The sequence below is a fragment of the Streptococcus mitis genome (genome assembly GCF_002096845.1).
GTDB lineage: Bacteria > Bacillota > Bacilli > Lactobacillales > Streptococcaceae > Streptococcus > Streptococcus mitis_A.
On sequence record NZ_NCVK01000059.1, the window covers coordinates 63,152 to 85,987 of the forward strand.

Annotated in this window: 28 protein-coding genes and 1 pseudogene; 17 read left to right on the plus strand and 12 right to left on the minus strand. The window is 38.8% G+C overall.

The window, feature by feature from the left end; translation table 11 throughout:
* Positions 1-58 precede the first annotated feature (58 nt).
* Positions 59-1,330: a replication-associated recombination protein A gene (locus B7695_RS08850; protein ID WP_084891199.1), complete on the minus strand. Its 1,272-nt coding sequence runs from the start codon at positions 1,328-1,330 to the stop codon at positions 59-61.
* Between the two features lie 306 nt (positions 1,331-1,636).
* On the opposite strand from B7695_RS08850, the gene B7695_RS08855 reads away from it, so the two are divergent.
* The 10 genes from B7695_RS08855 (at position 1,637) to pepF (ending at position 8,965) form a co-directional block, all read left to right on the plus strand.
* Positions 1,637-1,852 (plus strand): hypothetical protein, encoded by a 216-nt coding sequence (locus B7695_RS08855; RefSeq protein WP_084891201.1) that lies wholly within the window; start codon positions 1,637-1,639, stop codon positions 1,850-1,852.
* A 210-nt stretch (positions 1,853-2,062) separates the two neighbouring features.
* Complete coding sequence (locus B7695_RS08860; RefSeq protein WP_084891203.1) at positions 2,063-2,242, plus strand: hypothetical protein; 180 nt, start codon at positions 2,063-2,065, stop codon at positions 2,240-2,242.
* A gap of 136 nt (positions 2,243-2,378) precedes the next feature.
* Positions 2,379-2,558 (plus strand): type II toxin-antitoxin system HicA family toxin, encoded by a 180-nt coding sequence (locus tag B7695_RS08865; RefSeq protein ID WP_001132287.1) that lies wholly within the window; start codon positions 2,379-2,381, stop codon positions 2,556-2,558.
* Between the two features lie 36 nt (positions 2,559-2,594).
* Positions 2,595-3,047 (plus strand): type II toxin-antitoxin system HicB family antitoxin, encoded by a 453-nt coding sequence (locus tag B7695_RS08870; protein WP_033676492.1) that lies wholly within the window; start codon positions 2,595-2,597, stop codon positions 3,045-3,047.
* A 291-nt stretch (positions 3,048-3,338) separates the two neighbouring features.
* Positions 3,339-3,809, plus strand: coding sequence for a DUF3013 family protein (locus B7695_RS08875; protein WP_084891205.1), 471 nt, complete (start codon positions 3,339-3,341; stop codon positions 3,807-3,809).
* Between the two features lie 18 nt (positions 3,810-3,827).
* Positions 3,828-4,895, plus strand: coding sequence for a M50 family metallopeptidase (locus B7695_RS08880; protein WP_192855771.1), 1,068 nt, complete (start codon positions 3,828-3,830; stop codon positions 4,893-4,895).
* Between the two features lies 1 nt (position 4,896).
* Positions 4,897-5,325 (plus strand): NUDIX hydrolase, encoded by a 429-nt coding sequence (locus B7695_RS08885; protein WP_084891208.1) that lies wholly within the window; start codon positions 4,897-4,899, stop codon positions 5,323-5,325.
* A 137-nt stretch (positions 5,326-5,462) separates the two neighbouring features.
* Complete coding sequence (gene prmA / locus B7695_RS08890; RefSeq protein ID WP_084891210.1) at positions 5,463-6,413, plus strand: 50S ribosomal protein L11 methyltransferase; 951 nt, start codon at positions 5,463-5,465, stop codon at positions 6,411-6,413.
* Position 6,414: 1 nt separating this feature from the next.
* On the plus strand, positions 6,415-7,158 hold the full coding sequence (locus B7695_RS08895) for a 16S rRNA (uracil(1498)-N(3))-methyltransferase (RefSeq protein ID WP_084891212.1): 744 nt from the start codon (positions 6,415-6,417) through the stop codon (positions 7,156-7,158).
* A 10-nt stretch (positions 7,159-7,168) separates the two neighbouring features.
* Positions 7,169-8,965: an oligoendopeptidase F gene (gene pepF / locus B7695_RS08900; RefSeq protein WP_084891214.1), complete on the plus strand. Its 1,797-nt coding sequence runs from the start codon at positions 7,169-7,171 to the stop codon at positions 8,963-8,965.
* Between the two features lie 167 nt (positions 8,966-9,132).
* On the opposite strand, the gene B7695_RS08905 is transcribed toward pepF, so the two are convergent.
* On the minus strand, positions 9,133-9,522 hold the full coding sequence (locus B7695_RS08905) for a nuclear transport factor 2 family protein (RefSeq protein ID WP_084891216.1): 390 nt from the start codon (positions 9,520-9,522) through the stop codon (positions 9,133-9,135).
* Positions 9,523-9,672: 150 nt separating this feature from the next.
* Between B7695_RS08905 and B7695_RS08910 the strand changes: the two genes are divergently transcribed.
* The 4 genes and pseudogenes from B7695_RS08910 (at position 9,673) to B7695_RS11540 (ending at position 11,909) form a co-directional block, all read left to right on the plus strand.
* The gene (locus tag B7695_RS08910) at positions 9,673-10,005 is read left to right on the plus strand and encodes a winged helix-turn-helix transcriptional regulator (protein ID WP_084891217.1); all 333 of its coding nucleotides are present in this window, start codon (positions 9,673-9,675) and stop codon (positions 10,003-10,005) included.
* Between the two features lie 11 nt (positions 10,006-10,016).
* A pseudogene (locus tag B7695_RS08915) lies at positions 10,017-10,808 on the plus strand (DUF2785 domain-containing protein).
* A 105-nt stretch (positions 10,809-10,913) separates the two neighbouring features.
* Complete coding sequence (locus B7695_RS08920) at positions 10,914-11,582, plus strand: MIP/aquaporin family protein (protein ID WP_084891219.1); 669 nt, start codon at positions 10,914-10,916, stop codon at positions 11,580-11,582.
* A gap of 66 nt (positions 11,583-11,648) precedes the next feature.
* Complete coding sequence (locus B7695_RS11540; protein ID WP_084891221.1) at positions 11,649-11,909, plus strand: hypothetical protein; 261 nt, start codon at positions 11,649-11,651, stop codon at positions 11,907-11,909.
* On the opposite strand, the gene queF is transcribed toward B7695_RS11540, so the two are convergent.
* The 7 genes from queF to B7695_RS08955 all read right to left on the minus strand — a co-directional run bounded on the left by queF (position 11,836) and on the right by B7695_RS08955 (position 15,384).
* Entirely contained in the window at positions 11,836-12,327 is a 492-nt protein-coding gene (gene queF, locus B7695_RS11255; protein ID WP_000082587.1) for a preQ(1) synthase, read from the minus strand. The two genes, B7695_RS11540 and queF, sit on opposite strands and share 74 nt — an antisense overlap.
* 18 nt (positions 12,328-12,345) lie before the next feature.
* A complete protein-coding gene (queE, locus tag B7695_RS11260; RefSeq protein WP_192855772.1) occupies positions 12,346-13,062 on the minus strand; it encodes a 7-carboxy-7-deazaguanine synthase QueE in 717 nt (238 codons plus the stop codon).
* The gene (queD, locus tag B7695_RS08935) at positions 13,055-13,498 is read right to left on the minus strand and encodes a 6-carboxytetrahydropterin synthase QueD (protein WP_000464567.1); all 444 of its coding nucleotides are present in this window, start codon (positions 13,496-13,498) and stop codon (positions 13,055-13,057) included. Before queD ends, queE begins: the two co-directional genes overlap by 8 nt.
* Positions 13,498-14,151: a 7-cyano-7-deazaguanine synthase QueC gene (queC, locus tag B7695_RS08940; RefSeq protein ID WP_050241900.1), complete on the minus strand. Its 654-nt coding sequence runs from the start codon at positions 14,149-14,151 to the stop codon at positions 13,498-13,500. The genes queD and queC overlap by 1 nt, the downstream gene beginning before the upstream one ends.
* 201 nt (positions 14,152-14,352) lie before the next feature.
* A complete protein-coding gene (gene trxA / locus B7695_RS08945; protein WP_001029579.1) occupies positions 14,353-14,667 on the minus strand; it encodes a thioredoxin in 315 nt (104 codons plus the stop codon).
* A gap of 15 nt (positions 14,668-14,682) precedes the next feature.
* A complete protein-coding gene (locus B7695_RS08950) occupies positions 14,683-14,904 on the minus strand; it encodes a DUF4649 family protein (RefSeq protein WP_000570256.1) in 222 nt (73 codons plus the stop codon).
* Between the two features lie 99 nt (positions 14,905-15,003).
* Entirely contained in the window at positions 15,004-15,384 is a 381-nt protein-coding gene (locus B7695_RS08955) for a MarR family winged helix-turn-helix transcriptional regulator (protein WP_050236971.1), read from the minus strand.
* Between the two features lie 272 nt (positions 15,385-15,656).
* On the opposite strand from B7695_RS08955, the gene B7695_RS08960 reads away from it, so the two are divergent.
* Positions 15,657-16,031: a CidA/LrgA family protein gene (locus B7695_RS08960; RefSeq protein WP_000781325.1), complete on the plus strand. Its 375-nt coding sequence runs from the start codon at positions 15,657-15,659 to the stop codon at positions 16,029-16,031.
* Complete coding sequence (locus B7695_RS08965) at positions 16,028-16,723, plus strand: LrgB family protein (RefSeq protein ID WP_001288952.1); 696 nt, start codon at positions 16,028-16,030, stop codon at positions 16,721-16,723. Before B7695_RS08960 ends, B7695_RS08965 begins: the two co-directional genes overlap by 4 nt.
* Before the next feature lie 51 nt (positions 16,724-16,774).
* On the opposite strand, the gene gggC is transcribed toward B7695_RS08965, so the two are convergent.
* On the minus strand, positions 16,775-18,322 hold the full coding sequence (gggC, locus tag B7695_RS08970; protein ID WP_084891223.1) for a streptosactin export ABC transporter GggC: 1,548 nt from the start codon (positions 18,320-18,322) through the stop codon (positions 16,775-16,777).
* A gap of 175 nt (positions 18,323-18,497) precedes the next feature.
* The gene (locus B7695_RS08975) at positions 18,498-19,394 is read right to left on the minus strand and encodes a tyrosine-type recombinase/integrase (protein WP_084891225.1); all 897 of its coding nucleotides are present in this window, start codon (positions 19,392-19,394) and stop codon (positions 18,498-18,500) included.
* A gap of 89 nt (positions 19,395-19,483) precedes the next feature.
* On the opposite strand from B7695_RS08975, the gene B7695_RS08980 reads away from it, so the two are divergent.
* On the plus strand, positions 19,484-20,434 hold the full coding sequence (locus tag B7695_RS08980; RefSeq protein WP_084891226.1) for an ATP-grasp domain-containing protein: 951 nt from the start codon (positions 19,484-19,486) through the stop codon (positions 20,432-20,434).
* Here the strand turns inward: B7695_RS08980 and B7695_RS11265 are convergent.
* On the minus strand, positions 20,415-22,715 hold the full coding sequence (locus B7695_RS11265) for a hypothetical protein (protein ID WP_084891228.1): 2,301 nt from the start codon (positions 22,713-22,715) through the stop codon (positions 20,415-20,417). The genes B7695_RS08980 and B7695_RS11265 overlap by 20 nt on opposite strands.
* Positions 22,716-22,836 lie beyond the last annotated feature (121 nt).

Here is a 22,836-nt window from a genome sequence, read left to right on the forward strand (position 1 = left end):
TATGATACCACTTTTTCGAAAAAAATCAAGAGAAAAGTGCAATTTTTTGAAAAGGATTTCAGATTTTTCGCAAACGGTCGATAGCTTCCTTTCTTTGAGACAAAGCCCGTTCATATTTACCAGTATCTTCTGCTTGGAAATAGTGATGATTGCGGATTTTTTCTGGTAGATAGTCTTGCTTGACCCAATTTCCAGGATAGTTGTGTGGATAGAGATAGTCTTGGGCATTCCCCAGTTCCTTGCTTCCACTGTAGTGCCCATCACGCAGGTGTCGCGGAATAGGCAAGTGCCCTGATGTTTTGAGGTCAGCAAGTGCCTTATCCATAGCTACATAGGCTGAGTTGGATTTTGGAGACAGGGCCAAATCAATCACGACATTGGCAATGAGAATGCGAGCTTCTGGGAACCCAATCTTTTGAGCGGCATCAAGAGCAGTAACGGTATGAATCTGGGCTTCAGGATTGGCCAAACCGATATCTTCATAGGCGATAACGGTCAAGCGACGAGCGAGACTTGGCAAATCACCAGCCTCAATCAAGCGGGCAGCATAGTGAAGACTGGCATCAACATCTGAGCCACGGATAGACTTTTGCAGGGCAGATAGAACATCATAGTGACCGTCTCCATCCTTGTCCATGGTAATGTAGCTCCGCTGCAGGCTATTTTCCATGACATCAAGGGTGATATGGCGGATGTCCTCGTCATTCTCAGGGGTAGAGAAAACAGCCAGGTCCAGCGAGTTAAAGGCAGAACGAAGGTCTCCGTTTGTAGAGGTCGCAATGAAATCCAGCGCATCCTCATCTAGTTTTACTGGAAAATCAAAGCCACGTTCAGGGTTATTTAGAGCTATCTGAAGAGCCTCTTTGACGTCTTGGTTAGACAGAGGTTCTAACTCAAAAATTTGAACACGGCTACGAATGGCAGGAGTGACAGAGAAGAAGGGATTTTCAGTTGTAGCCCCAATCATGATGACTAGTCCACTTTCCAAGAGAGGCAAGAGGAAGTCTTGCTTGGTTTTATCTAGTCTATGAATCTCGTCTAGTAATAGGACGAGACCACCAGAGAATTTAGCCTCTTCTGCAATTTCTTGCAGTCGTTTTTTACTATCAACTGTCGCATTGAAAGTTCGAAAGGCATACTTAGTAGTCCCAGCGATGGCTGAGGCAATACTGGTCTTGCCTATTCCCGGAGGACCGTAGAGAATCATGGAGGACAGGCGGTTGGCTTCCACCATGCGACGGATAATTTTTCCAGGTCCGACCAGATGCTCCTGACCGATGACCTGGTCGATGGTTTTAGGGCGCATGCGAAGTGCGAGATTGTCTGACATAGCAGTCCTTTCTAACGTGGATTTTAATTTCATATTTTTTGAGCAGTATAACTTATCTAATGTATCTTACTATGTCCATTCTAGCCTATTAGTTGTGATATTTCAATGGTTTTGTAACATTCCGGGAGCGAGATAGAAGCTTTTTGACTATTTAATTTGATGAGGAGAGGTATCAGCATGAGAGAATTGATTTTCCTTAAAGATCAAAATATGATAGTTGAGCCTAAAGAAGTGGAATTACTGACTTGAGAAATAATATTGCTAAATATTATTGTATGAATTATAATGAAGGAGAGGTGATAAGTAATGGAATTACCAAGTCAGGAAATTTTGATTTTTACAAAACAAATTCGACAATGGATTTTTAGTGATCAAGTTATTTCAGGAAAAAGAAAATTTATCTTCCGTGAAGATACTCCAAAAGAGATTTTAGATTTGTACGAAAACATTAAACCTAAACTTGATTTTGCTTACCAAGAAGTTCATTCTAATAATTATGAATTAGAAAAATATGAAAAATAGAATAATTGATGTTTTTAAAGTAGTAAATCGCCTCCTTGTAATAACTGTTGAAAATCCTGATTTCGAAGACTTGAGAGTTAATCATACTCAATGAAAATCAAAGAGCAAACTAGGAAACTAGCCGCAGGCTGCTCAAAACACTGTTTTGAGGTTGTAGATAAGACTGACGAAGTCAGTCACATATATACGGTAAGGCGACGTTGACGTGGTTTGAATTTGATTTTCGAAGAGTATCAGTTTGTAAAAATTGGAGATAAAAAATATAGGGTCCGCAGTGTTCCTATGATTCATTCAACTCCGCCTCAATCTGTCTTAGTTCGAGATACTTTTACAATTGACTATACAGATGATGAATTGCTCGATAAAGAAGCAGTTTTTACTACTAATTAGAAAAATAGGTATGAATAAATTAGAAGCTCTTAGAACTGAATCTAGGATCTTTGATGGTATAAGAGAATAATACGTTTCATTCTTTACAATACGTGTAGCACGTGTTATAATGGTGTTGTCAGGAGGTAAAAGCGCTATGCCTATGACACAAAAAGAGATGGTCAAACTCCTTACGGCCCATGGTTGGATAAAGACTAGAGGCGGTAAAGGCTCCCATATTAAAATGGAGAAGCAAGGGGAAAGACCTATCACAATCCCCCATGGTGAGCTGAATAAGTACACTGAAAGAGGGATAAGAAAGCAAGCTGGGTTGTAAAATTCAGCCCCTGCTTTTTGATATGGAGGTAGTGAGATGTTAGTTACGTATCCAGCTTTATTTTATTATGATGATACAGATGGGGTAAAAGCGACTTATTTTGTCCATTTCCCGGATTTTGAATACTCCGCTACACAAGGCGAGGGGATTTCTGAGGCTTTGGCTATGGGTTCGGAGTGGTTAGGTATAACTGTTGCAGATTTGATAGAGAGTGATGGAGATTTGCCCCAGCCATCAGATATCAATAGCTTGTCTTTAATTGATAATGATCCTTTTAAAGATGATGAAGATTTCGTGTCAACCTATGACCTTGATAAATCGTTTATTTCTATGGTATCTGTTGATGTATCAGAGTACTTAGGAAGTCAAGAACCAATTAAAAAGACCTTGACCATACCAAGATGGGCAGATAAGTTGGGACGAGAAATGGGACTTAACTTTTCTCAGACTTTGACAGACGCTATTGCAGATAAGAAAATACAAGCATAAGATTAAGTGTGACATCGTGGGAATGGCCAATAAAAAAGCACATCTAATTGTGCTAGTTACTTGTCTATTGATCCTATAGATTTGCTAGCCCTTTCGAGGGTTTTTTGTGTTGAGTTTTTGGAAAAAATAAGGAAATCAACCGTTTAAGAAAATCACTGATATCAAGGGATTAAATGAGGTAATATGGTATAATTAGGACATAAAATAATTTTGTGGTAAGATGGTAGTATCTATTTTAGCATAATTCCGAGCAATCGGGGCGATTTAAGAGTCGCATAGAAAGAGGACAAAATGGCAACATATGGATTTTTAGATGTTTTAGAGGAAGAGTTGGAGAAGAATTTTCCATTTGACTTTGAGATTAGTTGGGATAAGCGCAATCACGCGGTAGAAGTGAGTTTTCTATTGGAAGCGCAAAATGCTGCAGGTGTGGAGATGGTAGATGAAGACGGAGAGGTTTCATCGGATGATATTCTCTTTGAAGAAGCAGTGCTTTTTTACAATCCTGCCAAGTCAACCATCAATGAGGAAGACTATTTGACGGTCATTCCTTACCTACCTAAAAAAGGCTTTTCTCGTGAGTTTTTAGCTTATTTTGCGCTATTCCTTAAAGATACTGCTGAGGTTGGGCTAGATGCCCTTATGGACTTTTTGGAAGACCCAGAAGCAGAAGAATTTGTCATGGAATGGAACCAAGAAGTCTTTGAAGAAGGAAAAGTAGGCTTGGAAGAGGGAGAGTTTTATCCTTATCCGAGATACTAGGAGTTGGATGGAGATTTTATGAAGAAAATTGGGATTTATTTGGTTTATGTACTAGCTGTTGTCTTTATTATGCTGGCTTGTGCTTGTGGAACAATAGCATTTGCAGAGCTGGGATATTCCGCAGTTTTAGTCTTTACTTTTGGTTATGCCTTCGCTCTTCTAAGCATGTATTTAATCTTTATTCTTCATGAGCTGGGACATGCTTTTTGTGGCTACTTGACAGGCTATCGGCTGGTGGCTTTTGGATTAGGACATTTTATTTTGACCAAAAAGTCAGGCAGGTTTCATCTTAGTAGAACAGCCATTCTGAAAAATGTTGGTGCTCAATACATTGGTTTAAAAGAGGATGAAAGCGATCAAAGAATCATCCTGATGCTTTCAGGAGGCTTGATGGTTCATCTCAGCTTGATATTGTTGGCGATAGTGTTTGGATTTTTGACAAGAAGCTGGTATTTTGCAGGGACTTGGATTTTTCTTAATTTGTCTTTCTTCCTAAATAACATTTTGCCAGTTGGGATTACCGATGGAGCAAAAATTTGGGAATTGCTACAACGTCCTGAAAATACGAAATACGCCTACCTGATGTTGAGGCATTCTGCCCAGACCTTGCTAGCTCCTCAAGAATATGATTTAAAAGACTTTATCATGTCTGTTGATGAGGAGGTGAGAGGGAGTTTTGCAGAAAGTGTTCAGACTCTTCAGGGATTGGTATTCATATTGGATGATAATATAGAGTTTGCAAAGCAACAGTTTCAGTCTGTGTTAGAGAAAACAGATAATCCAATGTCTAAAACTATTTCTCAATTATACCTTCTTCAAATTGCTCTGATAGAAGGAGATAATAAGAAGGCGGAAGAATATGCAAGTATTCGAGGGGTCAAATCCTTTTTATCTATAAAAACAGCAGATATGCAGGTCATTCAAGCTTGGTATCAATTTAAGGTGAAGAAAGATGTAGTTCAAACTCACAAGGCTATGAAGATTGCTAGACATAAAATGAATAGCAGTCGGATGTTACGGGATGAGAAAAGCTATTATCAAAACTGGTTAGCCGAGCTGGAAAAGGAATTAACCGAAGGAGTCTAATATGGAAATAGAAATTTCTGATTTCACAGGTTCTAAAATTGCCCTCTTTTGTGGGGATAAGCTACTGACGATTTTGCGTGATGACAAGGACGATATCCCTTGTCCCAATATGTGGGAGTTGCCAGGTGGTGGTCGTGAAGGGGACGAGAGCCCTTTTGAGTGCGTGGCGCGTGAAGTTTATGAAGAACTGGGAATTCATTTAAATGAGGATTGCCTGCTCTGGAGCAAGGTCTATCCCAGCATGCTCTATGAAGGCAGACAGTCGGTCTTTATGGTCGGTCAGATCAGTCAAGAACAATTTGACAATATCACCTTTGGTGATGAAGGACAGGGCTATCAGTTGATGAATGTTGAGGAGTTTCTCACTTCCAGTCAAGTTGTGCCTCAGTTGCGAGAGAGATTAAAAGATTATTTAAAAGTAAGTGATTAGAAAGGATGGTTCGGTTACATTTCTAAACTGAACCCGCCCTAAACACTGTGCCAAAAAGATAAACTTCTCTTAGACACAAGCGTCTTCAGAGAATTTCCTATTTTGGTTTTGTGTTTTACGGGCTTGGTATCTTAATAATGGAAACATGGCAAGAGTTAAAAGTTACAGTGAAGCGTGATGGAGAGGAATTAGTTTCCAATCTCTTGATTGAGCTGGGAGCGCAAGGTGTTGCGATTGAAGACAGTATGGACTATGTGGGAAATGTGGACCGCTTCGGCGAGATTTTCCCAGAGGTAGAGCAGCAAGAAGAAATCGTTGTGACAGCCTATTACCCTGAAACGGTGGATGTGGTAGAGGTTGAGGCGGACTTGCAGGCTCGCATATCAGAATTGAAAGATTTTATTGATTTGGGAGAGGTAAAAATGGGTACGACTGCCTTGGCTGAGGAAGACTGGGCGGACAACTGGAAGAAATACTATGAGCCAGCTCGAATTACTCATGATTTGACTATCGTGCCGTCGTGGACAGACTATGAGGCAATTGCGGGAGAAAAGATTATCAAGCTAGATCCAGGCATGGCGTTTGGTACGGGGACGCATCCAACAACCAAGATGAGTCTCTTTGCCTTGGAACAGGTTCTTCGTGGTGGCGAAACGGTGCTAGATGTGGGGACTGGTTCAGGGGTTCTCTCCATTGCTAGCTCGCTACTTGGTGCCAAGGAAATCTTCGCCTATGACCTAGATGATGTGGCAGTTCGTGTGGCTCAGGAAAATATTGAGCTCAATCCAGATATGGAAAACATCCATGTAGCGCCAGGCGATTTGCTCAAGGGTGTGGAGATTAAGGCAGATGTGATTGTAGCTAATATCTTGGCGGATATCCTCGTTTATCTGACGGATGATGCTTATCGCTTGGTCAAGGATGAAGGCTACCTCATCATGAGTGGGATTATCAAGGACAAGTGGGACATGGTGCGCGAGTCGGCTGAGTCAGCTGGATTTTTCCTTGAAACCCACATGATTCAAGGGGAATGGAATGCCTGCGTCTTCAAGAAAACCAAGGATATTTCCGGTGTGATTGGAGGCTAGCATGCAACAGTATTTTGTCAAAGGCAGTGCTATCTCTCCTGTCACCATCGAGGACAAGGAAACCAGCAAGCATATGTTTCAGGTTATGCGCTTGAAAGAAGATGACGAGGTGACCTTAGTCTTTGAGGATGGCATCAAGCGCTTGGCGCGTGTGCTGGATGTGGAAAATCGTCAGTTTGAATTGGTAGAAGAACTAGATGACAATGTGGAACTGCCAGTCCAAGTGACCATCGCATCCGGCTTTCCTAAGGGAGACAAGCTGGAGTTTATCACTCAAAAAGTAACCGAACTGGGTGCCAGCCAAATTTGGGCCTTTCCTGCCGATTGGTCGGTCGCCAAATGGGATGGCAAGAAATTGGGTAAAAAGGTTGAAAAACTAGAAAAAATCGCCCTTGGAGCAGCAGAGCAAAGCAAGCGTAATATGGTTCCAAGTATCAAACTTTTCGAGAAAAAAGCAGATTTTCTAGCTCAGTTTGACCAGTTTGACTCTATCGTAGTGGCATATGAAGAGTCGGCAAAAGAAGGAGAAGCCGCCGCACTTATACAAGCAGTTGCTGGACTGGAAAAAGGAGCTAAATTGCTCTTTATCTTTGGTCCAGAAGGTGGTCTCTCACCTGCAGAAATCGAGAGTTTTGAAGCTAAAGGAGCAGTCTTGGCAGGTCTTGGTCCTCGTATTTTGCGAGCAGAAACAGCACCGCTTTATGCCCTGTCAGCCCTTAGTGTTTTATTAGAATTAGAGAAATAAGAGGAAGAAAATGGAACAAAAACATCGTTCAGAATTTCCAGAAAAGGAACTTTGGGATTTAACAGCCCTATACCAAGACCGTGAGGATTTCTTGCGTGCAATCGAGAAGGCTCGCGAAGATATTAACCAATTTAGCCGTGATTACAAGGGAAATCTTCATACTTTTGAAGATTTTGAAAAGGCATTTGCGGAATTGGAGCAAATCTATATCCAGATGAGCCATATCGGCAATTATGCCTTTATGCCGCAGACGACAGACTATAGCAATGAAGAATTTGCCAATATTGCCCAAGCTGGGATGGAATTTGAAACAGATGCCAGTGTAGCCTTGACCTTTTTTGACGATGCCTTGGTGGCAGCGGACGAGGAAGTCTTGGACCGTTTGGGTGAATTGCCACATTTGACAGCAGCTATTCGTCAGGCAAAAATCAAAAAAGCCCACTATCTAGGGGCGGATGTGGAGAAAGCTTTGACTAATCTCGGTGAAGTTTTCTACAGTCCACAGGACATTTATACTAAGATGCGAGCTGGGGATTTTGAAATGGCTGACTTTGAAGCCCATGGCAAGACCTACAAAAACAGCTTTGTGACCTATGAAAATTTCTACCAAAATCATGAGGACGCTGAGGTTCGTGAGAAATCTTTCCGTTCCTTCTCAGAAGGTCTTCGTAAGCACCAAAATACGGCTGCAGCAGCCTATCTAGCCCAAGTCAAGTCTGAAAAAATCTTGGCAGATATGAAGGGCTACGACTCTGTCTTTGACTATCTTCTAGCTGAACAAGAAGTAGATCGTGCTATGTTTGATCGTCAGATTGACCTCATCATGAAGGATTTTGCGCCAGTTGCTCAGAGATATCTCAAACACGTTGCCAAGGTGAATGGTCTTGAAAAGATGACTTTTGCAGACTGGAAATTGGACTTGGATAGCGCCCTCAATCCTCAAGTGACTATTGATGACGCCTATGATTTGGTCATGAAGTCAGTAGAACCTTTGGGGCAAGAATATTGTCAGGAAGTTGCTCGCTATCAAGAAGAGCGCTGGGTGGACTTTGCTGCCAATAGTGGTAAGGATTCTGGTGGATATGCGGCGGATCCATATCGCGTGCACCCTTATGTCCTCATGAGCTGGACAGGCCGTTTGAGTGATGTCTATACCTTGATCCATGAAATCGGGCATTCTGGTCAATTCATCTTTTCGGATAATCACCAAAGCTACTTCAACGCCCACATGTCGACCTACTATGTCGAAGCGCCGTCAACCTTCAATGAATTGCTTCTCAGTGACTACTTGGAGCACCAGTCTGACGACCCTCGTCAAAAACGTTTCGCCCTTGCTCACCGTTTGACAGATACTTACTTCCATAATTTCATTACTCACCTCTTGGAAGCAGCCTTCCAGCGTAAGGTGTATACATTGATTGAAGAAGGCGAAACCTTTGGGGCAAGCAAACTTAACAGCATTATGAAGGAAGTTTTGACGGATTTCTGGGGAGATGCCATTGAAATCGATGATGATGCGGCTTTGACTTGGATGCGCCAAGCTCACTATTACATGGGTTTGTATAGTTATACCTACTCAGCTGGACTTGTGATTTCGACTGCAGGTTACCTCCATCTTAAAAACTCAGAAACTGGAGCTGAAGATTGGATCAATCTCCTCAAATCAGGTGGTAGCAAGACACCACTTGAGTCAGCCATGATTATCGGTGCTGATATTTCAACAGACAAACCACTTCGTGATACAATCCAATTCTTGTCTGACACAGTTGACCAGATTATCGCCTACAGTGCCCAGTTGGGAGAGTAAATTAAAAGAGTCTGGGACAAAAGTTTAACCTTAAATATAAAAAGCGAACAAAACGAGTTATCTGAAACTCAGAATTCTGTCTTGTTCGCTTTTTTCTAATCTATCGATTTTAAAAATTTAGAATAAAGAATTCCTAAAATCAAAATTTTTTGTCCTGGCCTCTTAAATTATCCCCAAAAGCTATCTTCTTCAGCTTGATCTGAAGAGAAGAGCCAAACTTCTTTGATTTTTCCGTCTTCAATGCGGAAGAGGTCAATCCCGTTCATATTGAGTTCAGTACCATCAGCCCGTGTTCCAAGAAAAGTAACATTGGCTGCGATTAAATCCTTATTGTCAGAAACCCAATTTGTTACCACCTTAAAGGTCCCATTAGTTTTCTCAGCAAATGTAGCCAAGTGAGTTCCTAGCTTGTCCTTACCAACAACTGTACCAGATAGACTATGATTACCAGGTTGATGCCAGACAATATCGTCTGCTATCGTTTCAAAGACACCAGGAAAGTCACCAGCAATTAAAGCTTGATTATAAGCATTGAAAATTTCTAAGTTTGTTGACATATATATTCTCCATTTCTTTTTTATGATATAATTGTAACAGTTACATACAAAAAAACAAGTAGACACTTTTTTGATAGCTAGTATCAAAAATAGTACTTTTATTGATACTAAAAGATAAATTTTTTTAAAAAAATAGAAAGAAGATATTTTATGACAAGTAAAGTGAGTGAGTATGGTATTTGTCCATTTGCGACAACGCAGAGGGTTTTAACGGGGAAATGGGCACTGGTAATCATTTATCAGTTGAGTACGGGTACCAAACGATTTAAAGAATTGCAGAGATTATTGCCTGGGATTACTCAAACTATTTTGACCCGTCATCTCCGTCAATTAGAGAAGGATAAGATTGTTCAACGAAAGGTCTATGCCGAAGTTCCACCACGAGTTGAGTACAGCTTAACCGAAATGGGACAGGAATTCAGAGTTGTTTTAGATGCTGTCGAGAAATGGGGTCTAGATTATATCAAGTTGCTAGAAATGTAGAGGTATTGACCATGTATCAAGAGTTACTTAGAAAAATAGCAGAAGAAAAACCAAGTTATCATGAGGAAGAAATCCAGTGGTTGCTTGACCATTTGGGAGATTCTTCTCCAGAAATTCGCGATGACCTTGTTTTTACAAGCTTTGCTAGAGGGATTCAGGAAGAGCTATTTACACAGGAACAATTTTATTTCATTGCTGAGGAAATTTTATCTGATGGAGGGTTAGATAAAGAGATTGATAAGGTAGGCCTGCCAACACTTGAACGTTCTTTTAGGGCACTTGTTTATGTAAATCTCTTGTCTGCGGATGCCAACCAGCAATCGATTTTTTATCAGGTATTAAAAGCAGAAATTCGTAATGTTCTTTTAAATCAAGGTTTGTACTATCTTTCAAAAGAAAAGGATACAAGGGGTTTTTCAAGTTAGTATGGTTGGGTTCATGCTTTTGCACATGGAGCCGATTTACTGACAGAGGTGGTTTGTCATCCAAACTTTCCTAAAACCAGAGTTCATGAAGTATTTGATATACTTGGCCAACTATTTAAAAGAATTTCGATTCGTTTTACAGATGATGAGGATTGGCGTTTAGCAAGAGTGATCTATGAACCTATTTTACAAGGGAAGTTGGAGCAAGAGCAAGTAGCTTCTTGGATAAAAGATGTTGACTTTCCGATAGAAGAAAGGGAAGATTTTTATAAATTTTCCAACTTCAGATCCTGTCTGTTGGAAGTATATGTCCAACTTGACCAGAGAAATAGTTTACAAGATGACTTGAAAGAAGCTATCCAGTCTTTTCAATACTAAGAAAAAGCGAGTCAGATTTTCAAAAAACTTTCCAAGCAATTTTCTTGAAACCCTTTCCCTCTTTTGATAGACTAGTATCTAGTTTTTGAAAAAAGGAGAAAGAAAATGAAACAATTTGTCGCTGAGTTAATCGGTACTTTCATGCTTGTGTTCATCGGAACAGGAGCTGTTGTTTTTGGAAATGGTCTTGATGGCCTTGGTCACCTTGGAATTGCCTTTGCCTTTGGTCTGGCAATCGTAGTTGCAGCCTACTCAATCGGAACTGTTTCAGGGGCTCATTTGAACCCAGCTGTTTCGATCGCTATGTTTGTTAACAAACGTTTGTCATCAAAAGACCTTGTCAACTACATCCTTGGTCAGGTTGTTGGAGCTTTTATTGCTTCTGGCGCTGTCTTCTTCCTCTTGGCTAACTCAGGGATGTCAACTGCTAGTCTTGGTGAAAATGCCTTGGCAAACGGTGTCACTGTCTTTGGCGGTTTCTTGTTTGAAGTCATCGCAACTTTCTTATTTGTTTTGGTTATCATGACCGTGACTTCAGAAAGAAAGGGAAATGGCGCGATTGCTGGTTTGGTAATAGGTTTGTCATTGATGGCTATGATTCTTGTTGGATTGAACATCACTGGACTTTCAGTAAACCCAGCTCGTAGCTTGGCACCAGCTGTCTTGGTAGGTGGCGCAGCCCTTCGACAAGTTTGGATTTTCATCCTTGCACCAATCGCTGGTGGAGTTCTTGCAGCCCTCGTTGCAAAAAAATTCCTAGGAACAGAAGAATAATTGAAACTCAAAAAGCCTTGCCCCTCGTTTTGAGGAACAGGGCTTTTTCGTATCTGTTTATATTCAATGAAAATCAAAGAGCAAACTAGGAAACTAGCCGCAGACTGCTCGAAGCACTGTTTTGAAGTTGTAGATAGAACTGACGAAGTCAGCTCAAAACATGATTTTGAGGTTGTAGATGAAACTGACGAAGTCAGTAACCATACATACGGCAAGGCGACGTTGACGCGGTTTGAAGAGATTTCCGAAGAGTTTAACGGTTGTCAATTTTCTCTGGATAAAGGTCGTGTTGGAAGAGGCGTTGTTCTGCCAAGCCTTCATACTTAGTTCCAGGTTTACCGTAGTTGTAGTAGGGGTCGATTGAAATGCCACCGCGCGGAGTGAATTTTCCCCAGACTTCTAAATAGCGAGGGTCTAGCAAATTAACCAAGTCTTTCCCGATGGTGTTGATACAGTTTTCATGAAAATCTCCATGGTTTCGGTAGCTAAAGAGGTAGAGTTTGAGGGATTTTGACTCGACACAGAGCTTGTCAGGAATGTAGGAAATATAAATGGTTGCGAAGTCTGGTTGAGCGGTAATTGGGCACAGTGAGGTAAATTCAGGGCAGTTGAATTTGATGAAATAGTCATTTTCCACATGACGATTGTCAAAGGATTCGAGGACTTCTGGTTGATATTCGAAAATGTAGTTGGTTTCTTTGTTGCCGAGGAGGCTGAGGTTTTTCATTTCTTCTTGTTGTGACATGATTTTTTCTTTCTAATTTTAAACACCACGTTGATTATCGTAGAGGAGGGTATGCAGTTGAGGAAGGACGCGGACATTGCCCCAGCTATCGTCGGCAGCGATGCGTTCCCAGAGTTCTTTGAGACGGTCCAGTTGGTCTTGGACAATATTACCCGTAGCCTTGGGCTCAGGATTTCCTGCTGATAAGAAGAGAACATCTGGTTGGTAGCGTTCTTGTATGCCTCTGGCAAAGGCTAAATCTGCATCATCAAAGACAGGGATTTTAAAGGTGACCTTGTCTGGATCTAGTTGGGAAACGATAAAGTCCAAAGTTTCAAAGTTGACTTCCATTTTTGATGAAGGTGGTTTGGGACTCAGGGTGACTTGGTCGATGTCTTTTAACCAATTTTGCCAGCGAGAGCCTTGGGTCTCAACAGCCAGAGTGACACCACGTTCCTTGAGCTTGGTGACCAGTTCAGCCATGTTGGCTGCTAGGATAGCAGGATTTCCCCCAGATAGGGTGACGTAGTCATAGCTTCCTAGTTTATCTAACTCAGCGATTACTTCATCAGCTGTCATGCGAGTTGGCTTTTCAGAGCCATCCCAAGTAAAGGCAGAATCGCACCAGTCGCAGTGGTAGTCGCAACCAGCAGTGCGGACAAACATGGTTTTCTGCCCGATTGCACGGCCTTCGCCTTGAAAGGTTGGGCCAAAAATTTCCAAAACTGGTAGTTTGAGGACACGTTCCCTAGTCATCTAACCACTCCCGTCTAAATTCCGCAAAGGCAGTCGGAGTCTCATAGAGGCGAACGTATTCCAAACGGAGACCACGTTCGTCTGGCAACTCTTGGTTCATGGTTTGGAAAATCCAGTAAACCATATTTTCAGCAGTCGTGTTCATATAGGGCAGGGTTTCATTGAGATAGCGATGATCCAAGTGGGGCTCTAAGTAGTTCTTATAGATAGCTTTGATGTCTCCGAAATCATAGGCCATGCCACGTTCATCTAAAAATCCACTGACAGCAATCTGCAGATGATAGGTGTGACCATGAAGGGATTTGCATTTTCCCTCATAGTGAAAGAGATGGTGGGCAGCATCGAAGGTAAACTCTTTTGATACCAAGGTTCTGTGAGGATTGTAGACAAGAGACTCCCCAGTTTCCTGTTTGATTTCTTTGGGTGCAAAAAACATTAGGCTTCTCCTTTCTGTGAGAGATAAACATCTAGACCATGTTGCCGTAGGTGGCAGGCTGGACAATCTCCACAGCCGCTCCCGATAATTCCGTTGTAGCAGGTTAAGGTCTTTTCACGAACATAGTCAAAGGCACCGAGTTGGTCGGCTAATTCCCAAGTTTCAGCCTTGTCTAGCCACATGAGAGGTGTTTGGATAACAAAGTCGTAATCCATAGCAAGGTTGAGGGTAACATTAAGAGATTTGACAAAGACATCCCGACAATCAGGGTAGCCTGAGAAGTCTGTCTCGCAGACACCTGTCACGATATCTTTAATGCCTCGTTGCTTGGCAAGAACTGCCGCAAAGGACAGAAAGAGGTGGTTGCGACCGTCAACAAAGGTATTAGGCACCTCTCCCTCTTTTTGCTCGATTTCCAGATCAGAGGTCAAGGCATTTTCAGTGATTTGTCCCAGTAGAGACATATCTAGGATGTGATGACGAATCCCCTGTTCCTTAGCGATTTCTTGGGCAACTTGAATTTCAAGATGGTGGCGTTGACCGTAGGCAAAGGTGACAGCTTCGACTGTTTCATAGTGTTCTTTAGCCCAAAAGAGGCAGGTTGTAGAATCTTGACCGCCACTAAAGACGACCAAGGCTGATTGACGTTTCATAGTACTCCTTCCAAAATGGGAAATGTTTAGAGCACGCAAAAAGCTCCCTTGAGGGAGCTAAAAAATACCAAGTCAAGGTTTTTTTTAGCGATGGCATGTCCCAAACATCGTAATATTCTACCTATAGTCTAGCATATTTTTTGAAAAATGGCAAAGGGCAAGAAAAAAGAGACCAAAGCAAGTACTTGGTCTCTAATGTGATTAGCTCAATTCAGCAACGATGGCCTTGATTTGGTCTGCTGTGTGAACACCAGCAACTTGTTTCACCACTTGACCGTCTTTTTTGAAGAGAAGAGTTGGGATAGACATGATTCCAAAAGCACGAGCTGTGTTTGGATTTTCATCAACGTCCATTTTAACGATTTTCAAGACATCTTCTGAAAGTTCTTCAGACAATTTGTCCAAGATTGGACCTTGCATACGACATGGACCACACCAAGTTGCCCAGAAGTCTACTAAGACCAAACCGTCTTTTGTTTCTTGTTCGAATGTTGCATCTGTAATTGCTTTTGCCATTGTATTTCTCCTTTTTTAGTTATATTGGCTTAAATCTTGTTTCATGAGATAGAAGAAGACATCTCCGTAAGTCCCATGGTAGTCCAAATCATGACCGTTGTAGGTTAATTTTTGGACAGGGTAGTAGTCTGCGACGCCGATAAGGCAAGCTTGTTGCGAACGATCAAAGTCTTCATAAGATTCGAAAGTTACAGTTCTTTCATTCTTGCTGGCATCTAGATAGGTAATTTCAATCATGTTTAAAACTCCTTTGTTTAATGATGATTTTATTTTACTCCTTGTAAAAGAGAATGTCAAGAAAAATGATTGCGCACGCAACTTTTTACTAAAATCATCTTAAATCAAGAAATCCAAACCAGTTTCCAAGCTTTTTTCAACAGCCTTTTGTAGTGTGGCCAGTGTCTTTTGCCCATCACTTGTCAGGCAGATAAAACTAGAGCGTCTATCTTGATCACAACACCTGCGACTAAGTAGACCGCAATTTTTGGCTTCCAAGCGAGCTACCATCCGAGAAACAGCGCTCGGGCTCAGATGAAGTTTATCTGGGAGGTCAATCTGGCGTAGAGATTTTTCTTGAGCCAAGTCCAGATAGTAGAGCAGGTAGAACTCTTTCAAGGTCAGACTTTGCTCGCTCTGCTGGGCAATGGTCTCTTCCAAGAGACTTTCAATTTCTTTCTGACGACGATTGAAGTCAAACCATTTTTCCAAATAGGTCATAGTATCTCCTTTCTTTTTAGAGTTGTAAATAGAAGAATGTCCATTAACGGACAGTCTCTGTATTACAAGATGATTGCGCATGCAATAATTATACTACTTTTCAAGAATGCTGGCAAGAAGGACGCTGGAATATTTTATCCTAAATTCACAAGTCAAGAATTGTTTGTATCCCCTTTCCATATCTAATTTTCATTATCCCTTGTGCATTTCCTTGAAATTTTCTGAAAAAAGAGTAAACTGGTATGCAAGAAGTCTATTTCATGGAGTATAGGATGAAATTATATGTTCAATTAATGATTCTCTTTGTGATTTCTCTAATCGGAGAGGGAATCTCTAGTTTCTTTCATTTGCCCATCCCAGGCAGTATTATCGGTTTGATTATTCTCTTTCTAGCCCTGCAATTTAAGTGGCTGAGAACCAGGCATGTCAACATGGTGGGGAATTTCTTGCTGGCCAATATGACCATTCTCTTTTTGCCACCAGCAGTGGGAATCATGGAGAAATTTGATGTGATTGCTCCCTATCTCTTGCCAATTGTCTTGATTGTCTTTTTTGCAGCTGTTATCAATATTATCCTCATAGCCTTGGTAGTTCAGTTTATCAAGAGACGGTTTGAGGGAGATTATGAGAAAGGAGATGCTAAATGAGTGAATTTGTTTCCAATCCCCTGTTTGGGCTTGCCCTGTCTATCTTAGCTTATCTAGTGGGAATGCTGATTTACAGACGTTTTCCTCATCCATTGACAACGCCCTTGCTTTTGTCAGCTGTTTTCATTATCATCTTTCTAAAAGTGACGGGTATTTCTTACCAAGATTACTACCAAGGTGGGGTTTATTTGAACAACTTGATTGTCCCATCGACCGTGGCTCTAGGGATTCCGCTTTATAAGAGTTTTCATTTGATGAAGCACCATGCTCGGAGTATTCTCTTTGGTAGTCTGTTAGCAGTAGTGGTCAATACCTCTTTCACAGCCCTTGTAGCTAAGATTTTTGGAATGGACTTTTTCCTAGCCATTTCTCTCTTTCCCAAGTCAGTGACAACCGCTATGGCAGTAGGAATTACAGAAAAATTGCAAGGTTTGACGACTGTGACCTTGGTGGTTGTAGTGGCGACTGGGATTTTAACCAGTGTCATCGGCCCAACCCTTTTGAAGTGGTTGAAAATAGATGATCCAGTAGCTGTTGGTCTTTCTCTTGGAGGAACAGGTCACGCAGTCGGAACGGGAACAGCCTTCCGATACGGCTCTGTAGCAGGAGCCATGGGTGGCTTGGCTATCGGTGTCACCGGTATTCTCTATGTCTTTGTCAGCCCTATCGTAGCCAGTTTGATATTGAGTTAAAAAGCAAGGAATTCGAGTTCCTTGCTTTTTAAAATCGTATGTTATAGACTATTACTTTTCTCTGCTTAAGTGAATGACTTGGTCATAGTTTTTTAAGTCTTCTTCCGTGTAGTGGTGAATGACTTCAATGACTGTTTGAGGTAGGGAGAAGAGTAAGTCACTGATCTTTCTGCTATTTTCCAAGTCAAGATTGGCCTTAATCTCATCTGCTAAGATGAGTTGGCTATCATGGTAGAGGGCGCGAGCGATTTCTAAGCGTTGTTTCTCGCCACCAGATAGACTATCATTTCTGAGCGTTCGATTTTTCAAATGTTCTAATCCTGTTTTCTTGAGGATATGATTTAAAGTCTCTTTATTTTTATCCAGTCCCAGAAGGATATTGTCTTCCAAAGATAGCGTGTCAAAGTAATGGCTATCTTGGAGGATATAGGAACTAAAGCTTGTGATTTCTTGACGTGACAGGTTCTGACCAGCAAAGCTAATCTGACCACTTGTCGGTGTCTTTTCTCCATGAATGATATTGAGCAGGGTTGTTTTACCAGAGCCGCTTTCCCCGATAATGGCGATTTTTTCTCCTTGCTTGATGTGTATGGAAATCGGAGATAAGAGGATATTCCCATCTTTTTCTAGGGAGATGCTGTTAAGCTGGATAGGGAAAATGTTTTCTATGCTTCTAGGCGAGATGGGATCAGAATGGTTCAAAAGTTTTTGGTATTTATTGAGAAGAGTTCGATTCGCTTTTCGGGTGTTGGTAAAGTAAGCCAACTCTTGGAATTGATAGCCGATATTATGGGAAACTAGATAGATGGCCACAAAACTCGCCGCATCTAAATAATTATAGTAGGTCATAAAGCCACCGATGACGATAGGTGTGATAGAACAAAAGGCATCGATGCTATTGATCAAGAGACTGTTTAAAGTTCGTTGCTTTTCATAGTTGATTTCGGCATCTAGACTGGTTTGTAATTGCTTTTGATAGCGAGTAAAAAAGAAATCTTGCCCCTGATAATGGCGAATTTGTTGGCTACCACCAATAAAATTTGTCAAGCTTGCTAAGTAGCTCTGGTTAACAGTGGACCGCTTTTCAGAAAGTGAATCCAAACGCTTTGATCCGATAGCACTGCAGAGTACAGGAAAGGAGTAGAAGAGGATGAAAATCAAGCCCAGGTAAAAATTGGTCCATAAGGCATAGAGAATGGACACAGTTGTGAAGCCCAGAGAAGAAATGATGATAACCGTTGGCTCAATATAGCTTTCTTCTAGTTGCTTGACGTCGTTTTCTAGGTCAGACAAAATATCCTTTTCATCAATCTCATAACTGTTTAAAAATCGCTTGAAAATAGCACTCTTGATTCCATATTTGAAATCAGTAATCAAACGGGCGTAGTAATAGCGTTTCCCAGCCAAACCTAGTAAGAGGATGAGGTTTCCAAGGATTCCTAGAATTAATACTTTCCAAAGAATACCTAGTTCTTGATTGGTAAAACTGGCAACAATATTCTGAACAAGGGCTGGCGTGATAATTGCTTCCAACCAAGTAATGGCAATAGAAAAGAAGTAAAGTAAGAGGTGTTTCTTAGTAACAAATCTTTTCAGCATAAAGAGTTGACCTCCTTATCGATATACATGTAATTAGTTTTAAAGTCATTATACTCCTTTATCACAAATACTTCATATAAAAATGTAAATTTTTGGGGGGATATATACTATCAATGCTTATTAGGATATAGCAAAAAAATTATAAATATATGAAATAAGTGTGTTTAATGAGTGTTCATTTTTTATCAGAATGAATTGCTGATACAGGATTAAAAGAACTAAGTATTTCTTTTTGTTTTGAATGCGATACGTGAGTATAGATTTGTGTGACTGATATAGAACTGTGTCCAAGAATTTGTTGAATGTATCGAATATCTACATCATTATCTAGAAGCATTGTTGCAAAGCTATGTCTAAACATATGTGGTGTAATAGTTCTAGATAAGTTGTTTTGTTCAACTATTCTCTTTAAAATTAAACGTACACTTTGCTCTGACAATGGTTTAAGTGAATGTTTCCCTGGAAACAAGAAATCATTGGCTTCATTTCCGGTTTTATTTATATATGTTTCTAATAAATTGAAGGTTGTTTGATCTCCTAAAAATAGGATACGTTCTTTCTTACCCTTTCCTATAATATGGACTGTCTTATTGGAAAGATTAATATCTTTGAGATGAATGTTGCAAAGTTCAGAAATTCTGATGCCTGTTGAAAGTAAAAGTGAAATAATTAGTAGATTTCTTTCAGCGTGTTGTTTTTGATAATCAGTTTTAGATAGAACTACTCTCTGCTCTAAATATAAAAAAATACTTTTCAGAATGTCATACGGAATCGTTTTAGGCAATATTTTTTCAGTTCTAAATTGAAAACGCAATTGATTGAAGGGATTCTCTTCAATTATGTTCTGGTATTTTAGATAGTTATAAAATACCTTCATACAAGCAATTTTTCTTCTTAATGTATTCGTTTTTATGTTAGATTGTGTCAAGTGTTCTATATAGGATTCGACATTATCATAGTCTGAGTTATAAAATTGCATAAGATCATTCTTATAAGCGCGAATCGTGTGTGAACTCAAACGCTTATGAGTTTTGCAATAATCTAAGTAAGTAGAAATAAGTTTATAATCCATAAAAATCTCCTTTATCAATAATCATGCTATTATAAACCTATTTGAGTGCTTTGTATAGTGATAATAAATTGTTATCGGTAGGAGAAGTTATGAGATTAGTAGTCATTTTAAATGTTAACCCAGATTCATCCATTCAAACAAAAATTATCGAAAATAGAGAATACACTCGCAATGAATTGAGAGATATTCTCCATAAAAGTTTTTCTAAATTTATTGATGAAATCATATTTTACGATAATTTTGAGAGATTCAAAAAAAGTGTTTTTAATCATCTAGACGACTTTGTGTTAAATTTTGATTTTGGATATAACAGTCGAATTAGAAACATGAGTGTCCCAGCATTTTGTGAAAATTATAAAATTAAATATTTCAACCCAGACCCATATGCACAAGTTTTATGTCAAGATAAATTTATGACAGAGAAATTTGCAGAAAATTTTGGTATAAAAGTCCCAAAAAGCTTGTTAGTATTTGCTCATTCATACACTAAAGAAATTCTAGCGAACTTTGAATATCCAATTATTATTAAACCGAACTATGAATCAGAATCAATAGGAATTACACAAAACTCTATTGTTGAAAATATGGAACAGGCAGATATGGCACTCAAGCAATTAATGAAGGACTTTGATGGTATTCTAGTAGAGGAATACATTGAAGGGAGAGAAGTAGCTATTACTATTTTGGAAAATGAAGGAGAGTTATTTTTTGAAGAAGTTGAACTTATTTTTCCAGAATCTAGTGGATTCAAGTATCAGGCTTATACTTCAGAAATTAAACAAAAAATTGGTGTAGAAATCGAAAAAAGTTGCTATTTAAGCGATAAAGATATTATCAACTTAAAGCAACTTTATAAGAACTTGTCTCCTAATAAATTGATACGAGTAGATGGTCGAATAAAAAATGCAGAATTTTATCTAATAGAGATCAACGCCAATCCTGGGTTATATCCAAAATCTGTTGTACCTAAAACATTCAACATAAATGGCTATACGTATGATGAAATGATACAAACACTCTTTACTCATCATTTAAATTAAGGGGTAGTTTCCACGAAGTTTCATACATTAACTTCATTTCGTAATCATTCTTAATAATATCTTCCTCTATTTTATTTTTGTATTCTTCCATTTTTTCGAGGTTATACATTTTTTGATAATAATGATAGAGATTGTAGTAAATCTTATCCAAAAAACGCTTAAAATATGTCTTTGAGATGAGTTCCTCCAATTCAACAACAATTGACTGACATTCAAGACTACCTACTCTATCCTTTAAGAGATAATAAACAACTAAATTATTGTAAATGGCAAATCGATCATATTCATCATATGCGGTAATTTTTGCGCTATTAAGTAACTCTGGTATTGCTTCATCAATATCTCCACTATAAAATTTTATTGTAGCCTCGTTATGAAGAATCATATGATTATATACAAGCGATTCACCGAAATAGTCTCGAGCAGTTATTAAAGATTGTTCGGCACGAGAAACATCTCTGTCTACAGCATATAAGTAAGCTAGATAGATAGCATGAAGTCCTGAAAATTCAGAATCTTGCTCCTTAAAAATTCTCTCCGTAATTGACTGAACAATTTTTATACGGTCAGAAAATTGGCTATAAAAAACATTAGATAATCTGATTAAGTAGGGATATAGTGGATGAGTGTTTTGCGTACTTAATTCCTCGAAAATACGTTTTGCTTCTTCTCTTCTTTCAACTTGTACTAAGTTCATTATTAAAACTAAAGAAAGCTGGAAGTGTTGTGATGAGTTTTTATCTAGCTTAACTATATTTTTTTCAATATAGTTAATAGAAGCATCAAATTTTTCACATCGATTTAGTAATAATGCTTTTCCAAAAACAACCTTATCAGTATTGTGAGAGATGAAATTAATGAAAGATAGGGATTGTTGATACAAATTAGCATCATAGGCAATTTTTACAAGTGACAGTATAAAATCTTCATCAATTGTTTTTACATCATGCTGTAGTAGATTGAATTTTTCAAAATAAGCTACACGACCTTCTTGTGAATCAATTCTTATCAATCTCTCTCGAATTTTAGGGAAAATAGATTTGAGTTGTAAAAACTGGCGGTGAAGTAAATAATGGTCAACTAAAATATCAAGATATTCAGCATTATTGGTTTCATATAATTTTTGGTTAATATACTTAACTAACAGAGAGCTTAGAGCTAATCTTAACTTAGGGAAAAATGTTGTAGGGCTAACAACCATATCTATAAAATTAGGGATTGATAAGGAAGAGTGATTTCGTTCTAGTAAATCTTTATTTACTAGAAAATCAATATTTTCCGAATCAAACTCCCCGTATAGTTGGGATAAAATTTCCATCAAATCAACTTGAGCTAACCTATTCTTTGTTAAGGAAAGTAAGATTAAAAGGGCTGTTTGTTTGTCTGATAATTCTTCAACAATTTGTTTAATCGTCTGTAATTTTACTGTCCGATCCAACCGTACTCTATCATCAAAATCCTTTAAAATTGTGGAGATTTCTGCTAAATCTCCTTTTTCAATACTATCATGTAAAATTGTAAAATCAATTTGCTCATAATGCAATTCTAACTTTTCAGTTAGTTGTTGGATGTAATGAAGAATATGTTCATTAGAAAGTCGATTTAAGTGATAGGTTTTAAGAAAAAATTTACTACTATTTTTCAAATACTGCTCCACTCTGTTATCGTCACACTCAAAAATAAACAGACATTGTTGAGAAGCCACTATTAATTTATTAAATAAATCCAAAGAAGAACGATCAATCTGAGAGGCTTGTGGATACAAAATAGATAATTTTTTCTGTTTTAGAACATAATTAGCATATTCAAAAAGATTTTCCACTTGAGCTTTTAGCACAAATGTCTCATATTGAGTAGGTTCTTCTATCAATGAAGGTAAGTCAATCTCTGATACTTCTAGTCCAACATTATTATCTTTAAAAAATGTTCCAATAAATGCTTTACCAAATATTGCTGAAATTTTCAGCAATATTTTAATAGCTTTATCACTAGTCATTTTTTTGGTGTAAAATTCTTTAAAATCATCATAACCATACTCGCTACTGAGCTTATCCAATTCTATAACAAATCTTTTAAATGTTGAAAAAACATTGCTATCATCTAATGGAAGAACTTCTATAAAAGATAAGTTTAGCTTCTTAGATATTTCATTAATAAATTCGGATTTCCCTATGCCTGAATCAGCTTTAATGATATAAACTTGATTCAATCCACGATTCAAATTATTAGTGTAATCTTTTTGTAAATTACGAAGCTCTTCTTTACGATTGATAAACTTCATGACATTTTCCTACCGATAACAATTTATTATCACTAGTATATCATAAAAATTACTATTTCACTAATTTTAGAGTGGATGATAAAGAAATAAAAAAGAATGTTCCAAAGCTATGAAAATATGT

Coding starts and splice junctions, on each gene's coding strand:
- B7695_RS08850 (WP_084891199.1), bottom strand. CDS start 1,330: ATGTCAGACAATCTCGCACTTCGCATGCGCCCTAAAACCATCGACCAG.
- B7695_RS08855 (WP_084891201.1), top strand. CDS start 1,637: ATGGAATTACCAAGTCAGGAAATTTTGATTTTTACAAAACAAATTCGA.
- B7695_RS08865 (WP_001132287.1), top strand. CDS start 2,379: ATGCCTATGACACAAAAAGAGATGGTCAAACTCCTTACGGCCCATGGT.
- B7695_RS08870 (WP_033676492.1), top strand. CDS start 2,595: ATGTTAGTTACGTATCCAGCTTTATTTTATTATGATGATACAGATGGG.
- B7695_RS08875 (WP_084891205.1), top strand. CDS start 3,339: ATGGCAACATATGGATTTTTAGATGTTTTAGAGGAAGAGTTGGAGAAG.
- B7695_RS08880 (WP_192855771.1), top strand. CDS start 3,828: ATGAAGAAAATTGGGATTTATTTGGTTTATGTACTAGCTGTTGTCTTT.
- B7695_RS08885 (WP_084891208.1), top strand. CDS start 4,897: ATGGAAATAGAAATTTCTGATTTCACAGGTTCTAAAATTGCCCTCTTT.
- prmA (WP_084891210.1), top strand. CDS start 5,463: ATGGAAACATGGCAAGAGTTAAAAGTTACAGTGAAGCGTGATGGAGAG.
- B7695_RS08895 (WP_084891212.1), top strand. CDS start 6,415: ATGCAACAGTATTTTGTCAAAGGCAGTGCTATCTCTCCTGTCACCATC.
- pepF (WP_084891214.1), top strand. CDS start 7,169: ATGGAACAAAAACATCGTTCAGAATTTCCAGAAAAGGAACTTTGGGAT.
- B7695_RS08905 (WP_084891216.1), bottom strand. CDS start 9,522: ATGTCAACAAACTTAGAAATTTTCAATGCTTATAATCAAGCTTTAATT.
- B7695_RS08910 (WP_084891217.1), top strand. CDS start 9,673: ATGACAAGTAAAGTGAGTGAGTATGGTATTTGTCCATTTGCGACAACG.
- B7695_RS08920 (WP_084891219.1), top strand. CDS start 10,914: ATGAAACAATTTGTCGCTGAGTTAATCGGTACTTTCATGCTTGTGTTC.
- B7695_RS11540 (WP_084891221.1), top strand. CDS start 11,649: ATGAAAATCAAAGAGCAAACTAGGAAACTAGCCGCAGACTGCTCGAAG.
- queF (WP_000082587.1), bottom strand. CDS start 12,327: ATGTCACAACAAGAAGAAATGAAAAACCTCAGCCTCCTCGGCAACAAA.
- queE (WP_192855772.1), bottom strand. CDS start 13,062: ATGACTAGGGAACGTGTCCTCAAACTACCAGTTTTGGAAATTTTTGGC.
- queD (WP_000464567.1), bottom strand. CDS start 13,498: ATGTTTTTTGCACCCAAAGAAATCAAACAGGAAACTGGGGAGTCTCTT.
- queC (WP_050241900.1), bottom strand. CDS start 14,151: ATGAAACGTCAATCAGCCTTGGTCGTCTTTAGTGGCGGTCAAGATTCT.
- trxA (WP_001029579.1), bottom strand. CDS start 14,667: ATGGCAAAAGCAATTACAGATGCAACATTCGAACAAGAAACAAAAGAC.
- B7695_RS08950 (WP_000570256.1), bottom strand. CDS start 14,904: ATGATTGAAATTACCTATCTAGATGCCAGCAAGAATGAAAGAACTGTA.
- B7695_RS08955 (WP_050236971.1), bottom strand. CDS start 15,384: ATGACCTATTTGGAAAAATGGTTTGACTTCAATCGTCGTCAGAAAGAA.
- B7695_RS08960 (WP_000781325.1), top strand. CDS start 15,657: ATGAAATTATATGTTCAATTAATGATTCTCTTTGTGATTTCTCTAATC.
- B7695_RS08965 (WP_001288952.1), top strand. CDS start 16,028: ATGAGTGAATTTGTTTCCAATCCCCTGTTTGGGCTTGCCCTGTCTATC.
- gggC (WP_084891223.1), bottom strand. CDS start 18,322: ATGCTGAAAAGATTTGTTACTAAGAAACACCTCTTACTTTACTTCTTT.
- B7695_RS08975 (WP_084891225.1), bottom strand. CDS start 19,394: ATGGATTATAAACTTATTTCTACTTACTTAGATTATTGCAAAACTCAT.
- B7695_RS08980 (WP_084891226.1), top strand. CDS start 19,484: ATGAGATTAGTAGTCATTTTAAATGTTAACCCAGATTCATCCATTCAA.
- B7695_RS11265 (WP_084891228.1), bottom strand. CDS start 22,715: ATGAAGTTTATCAATCGTAAAGAAGAGCTTCGTAATTTACAAAAAGAT.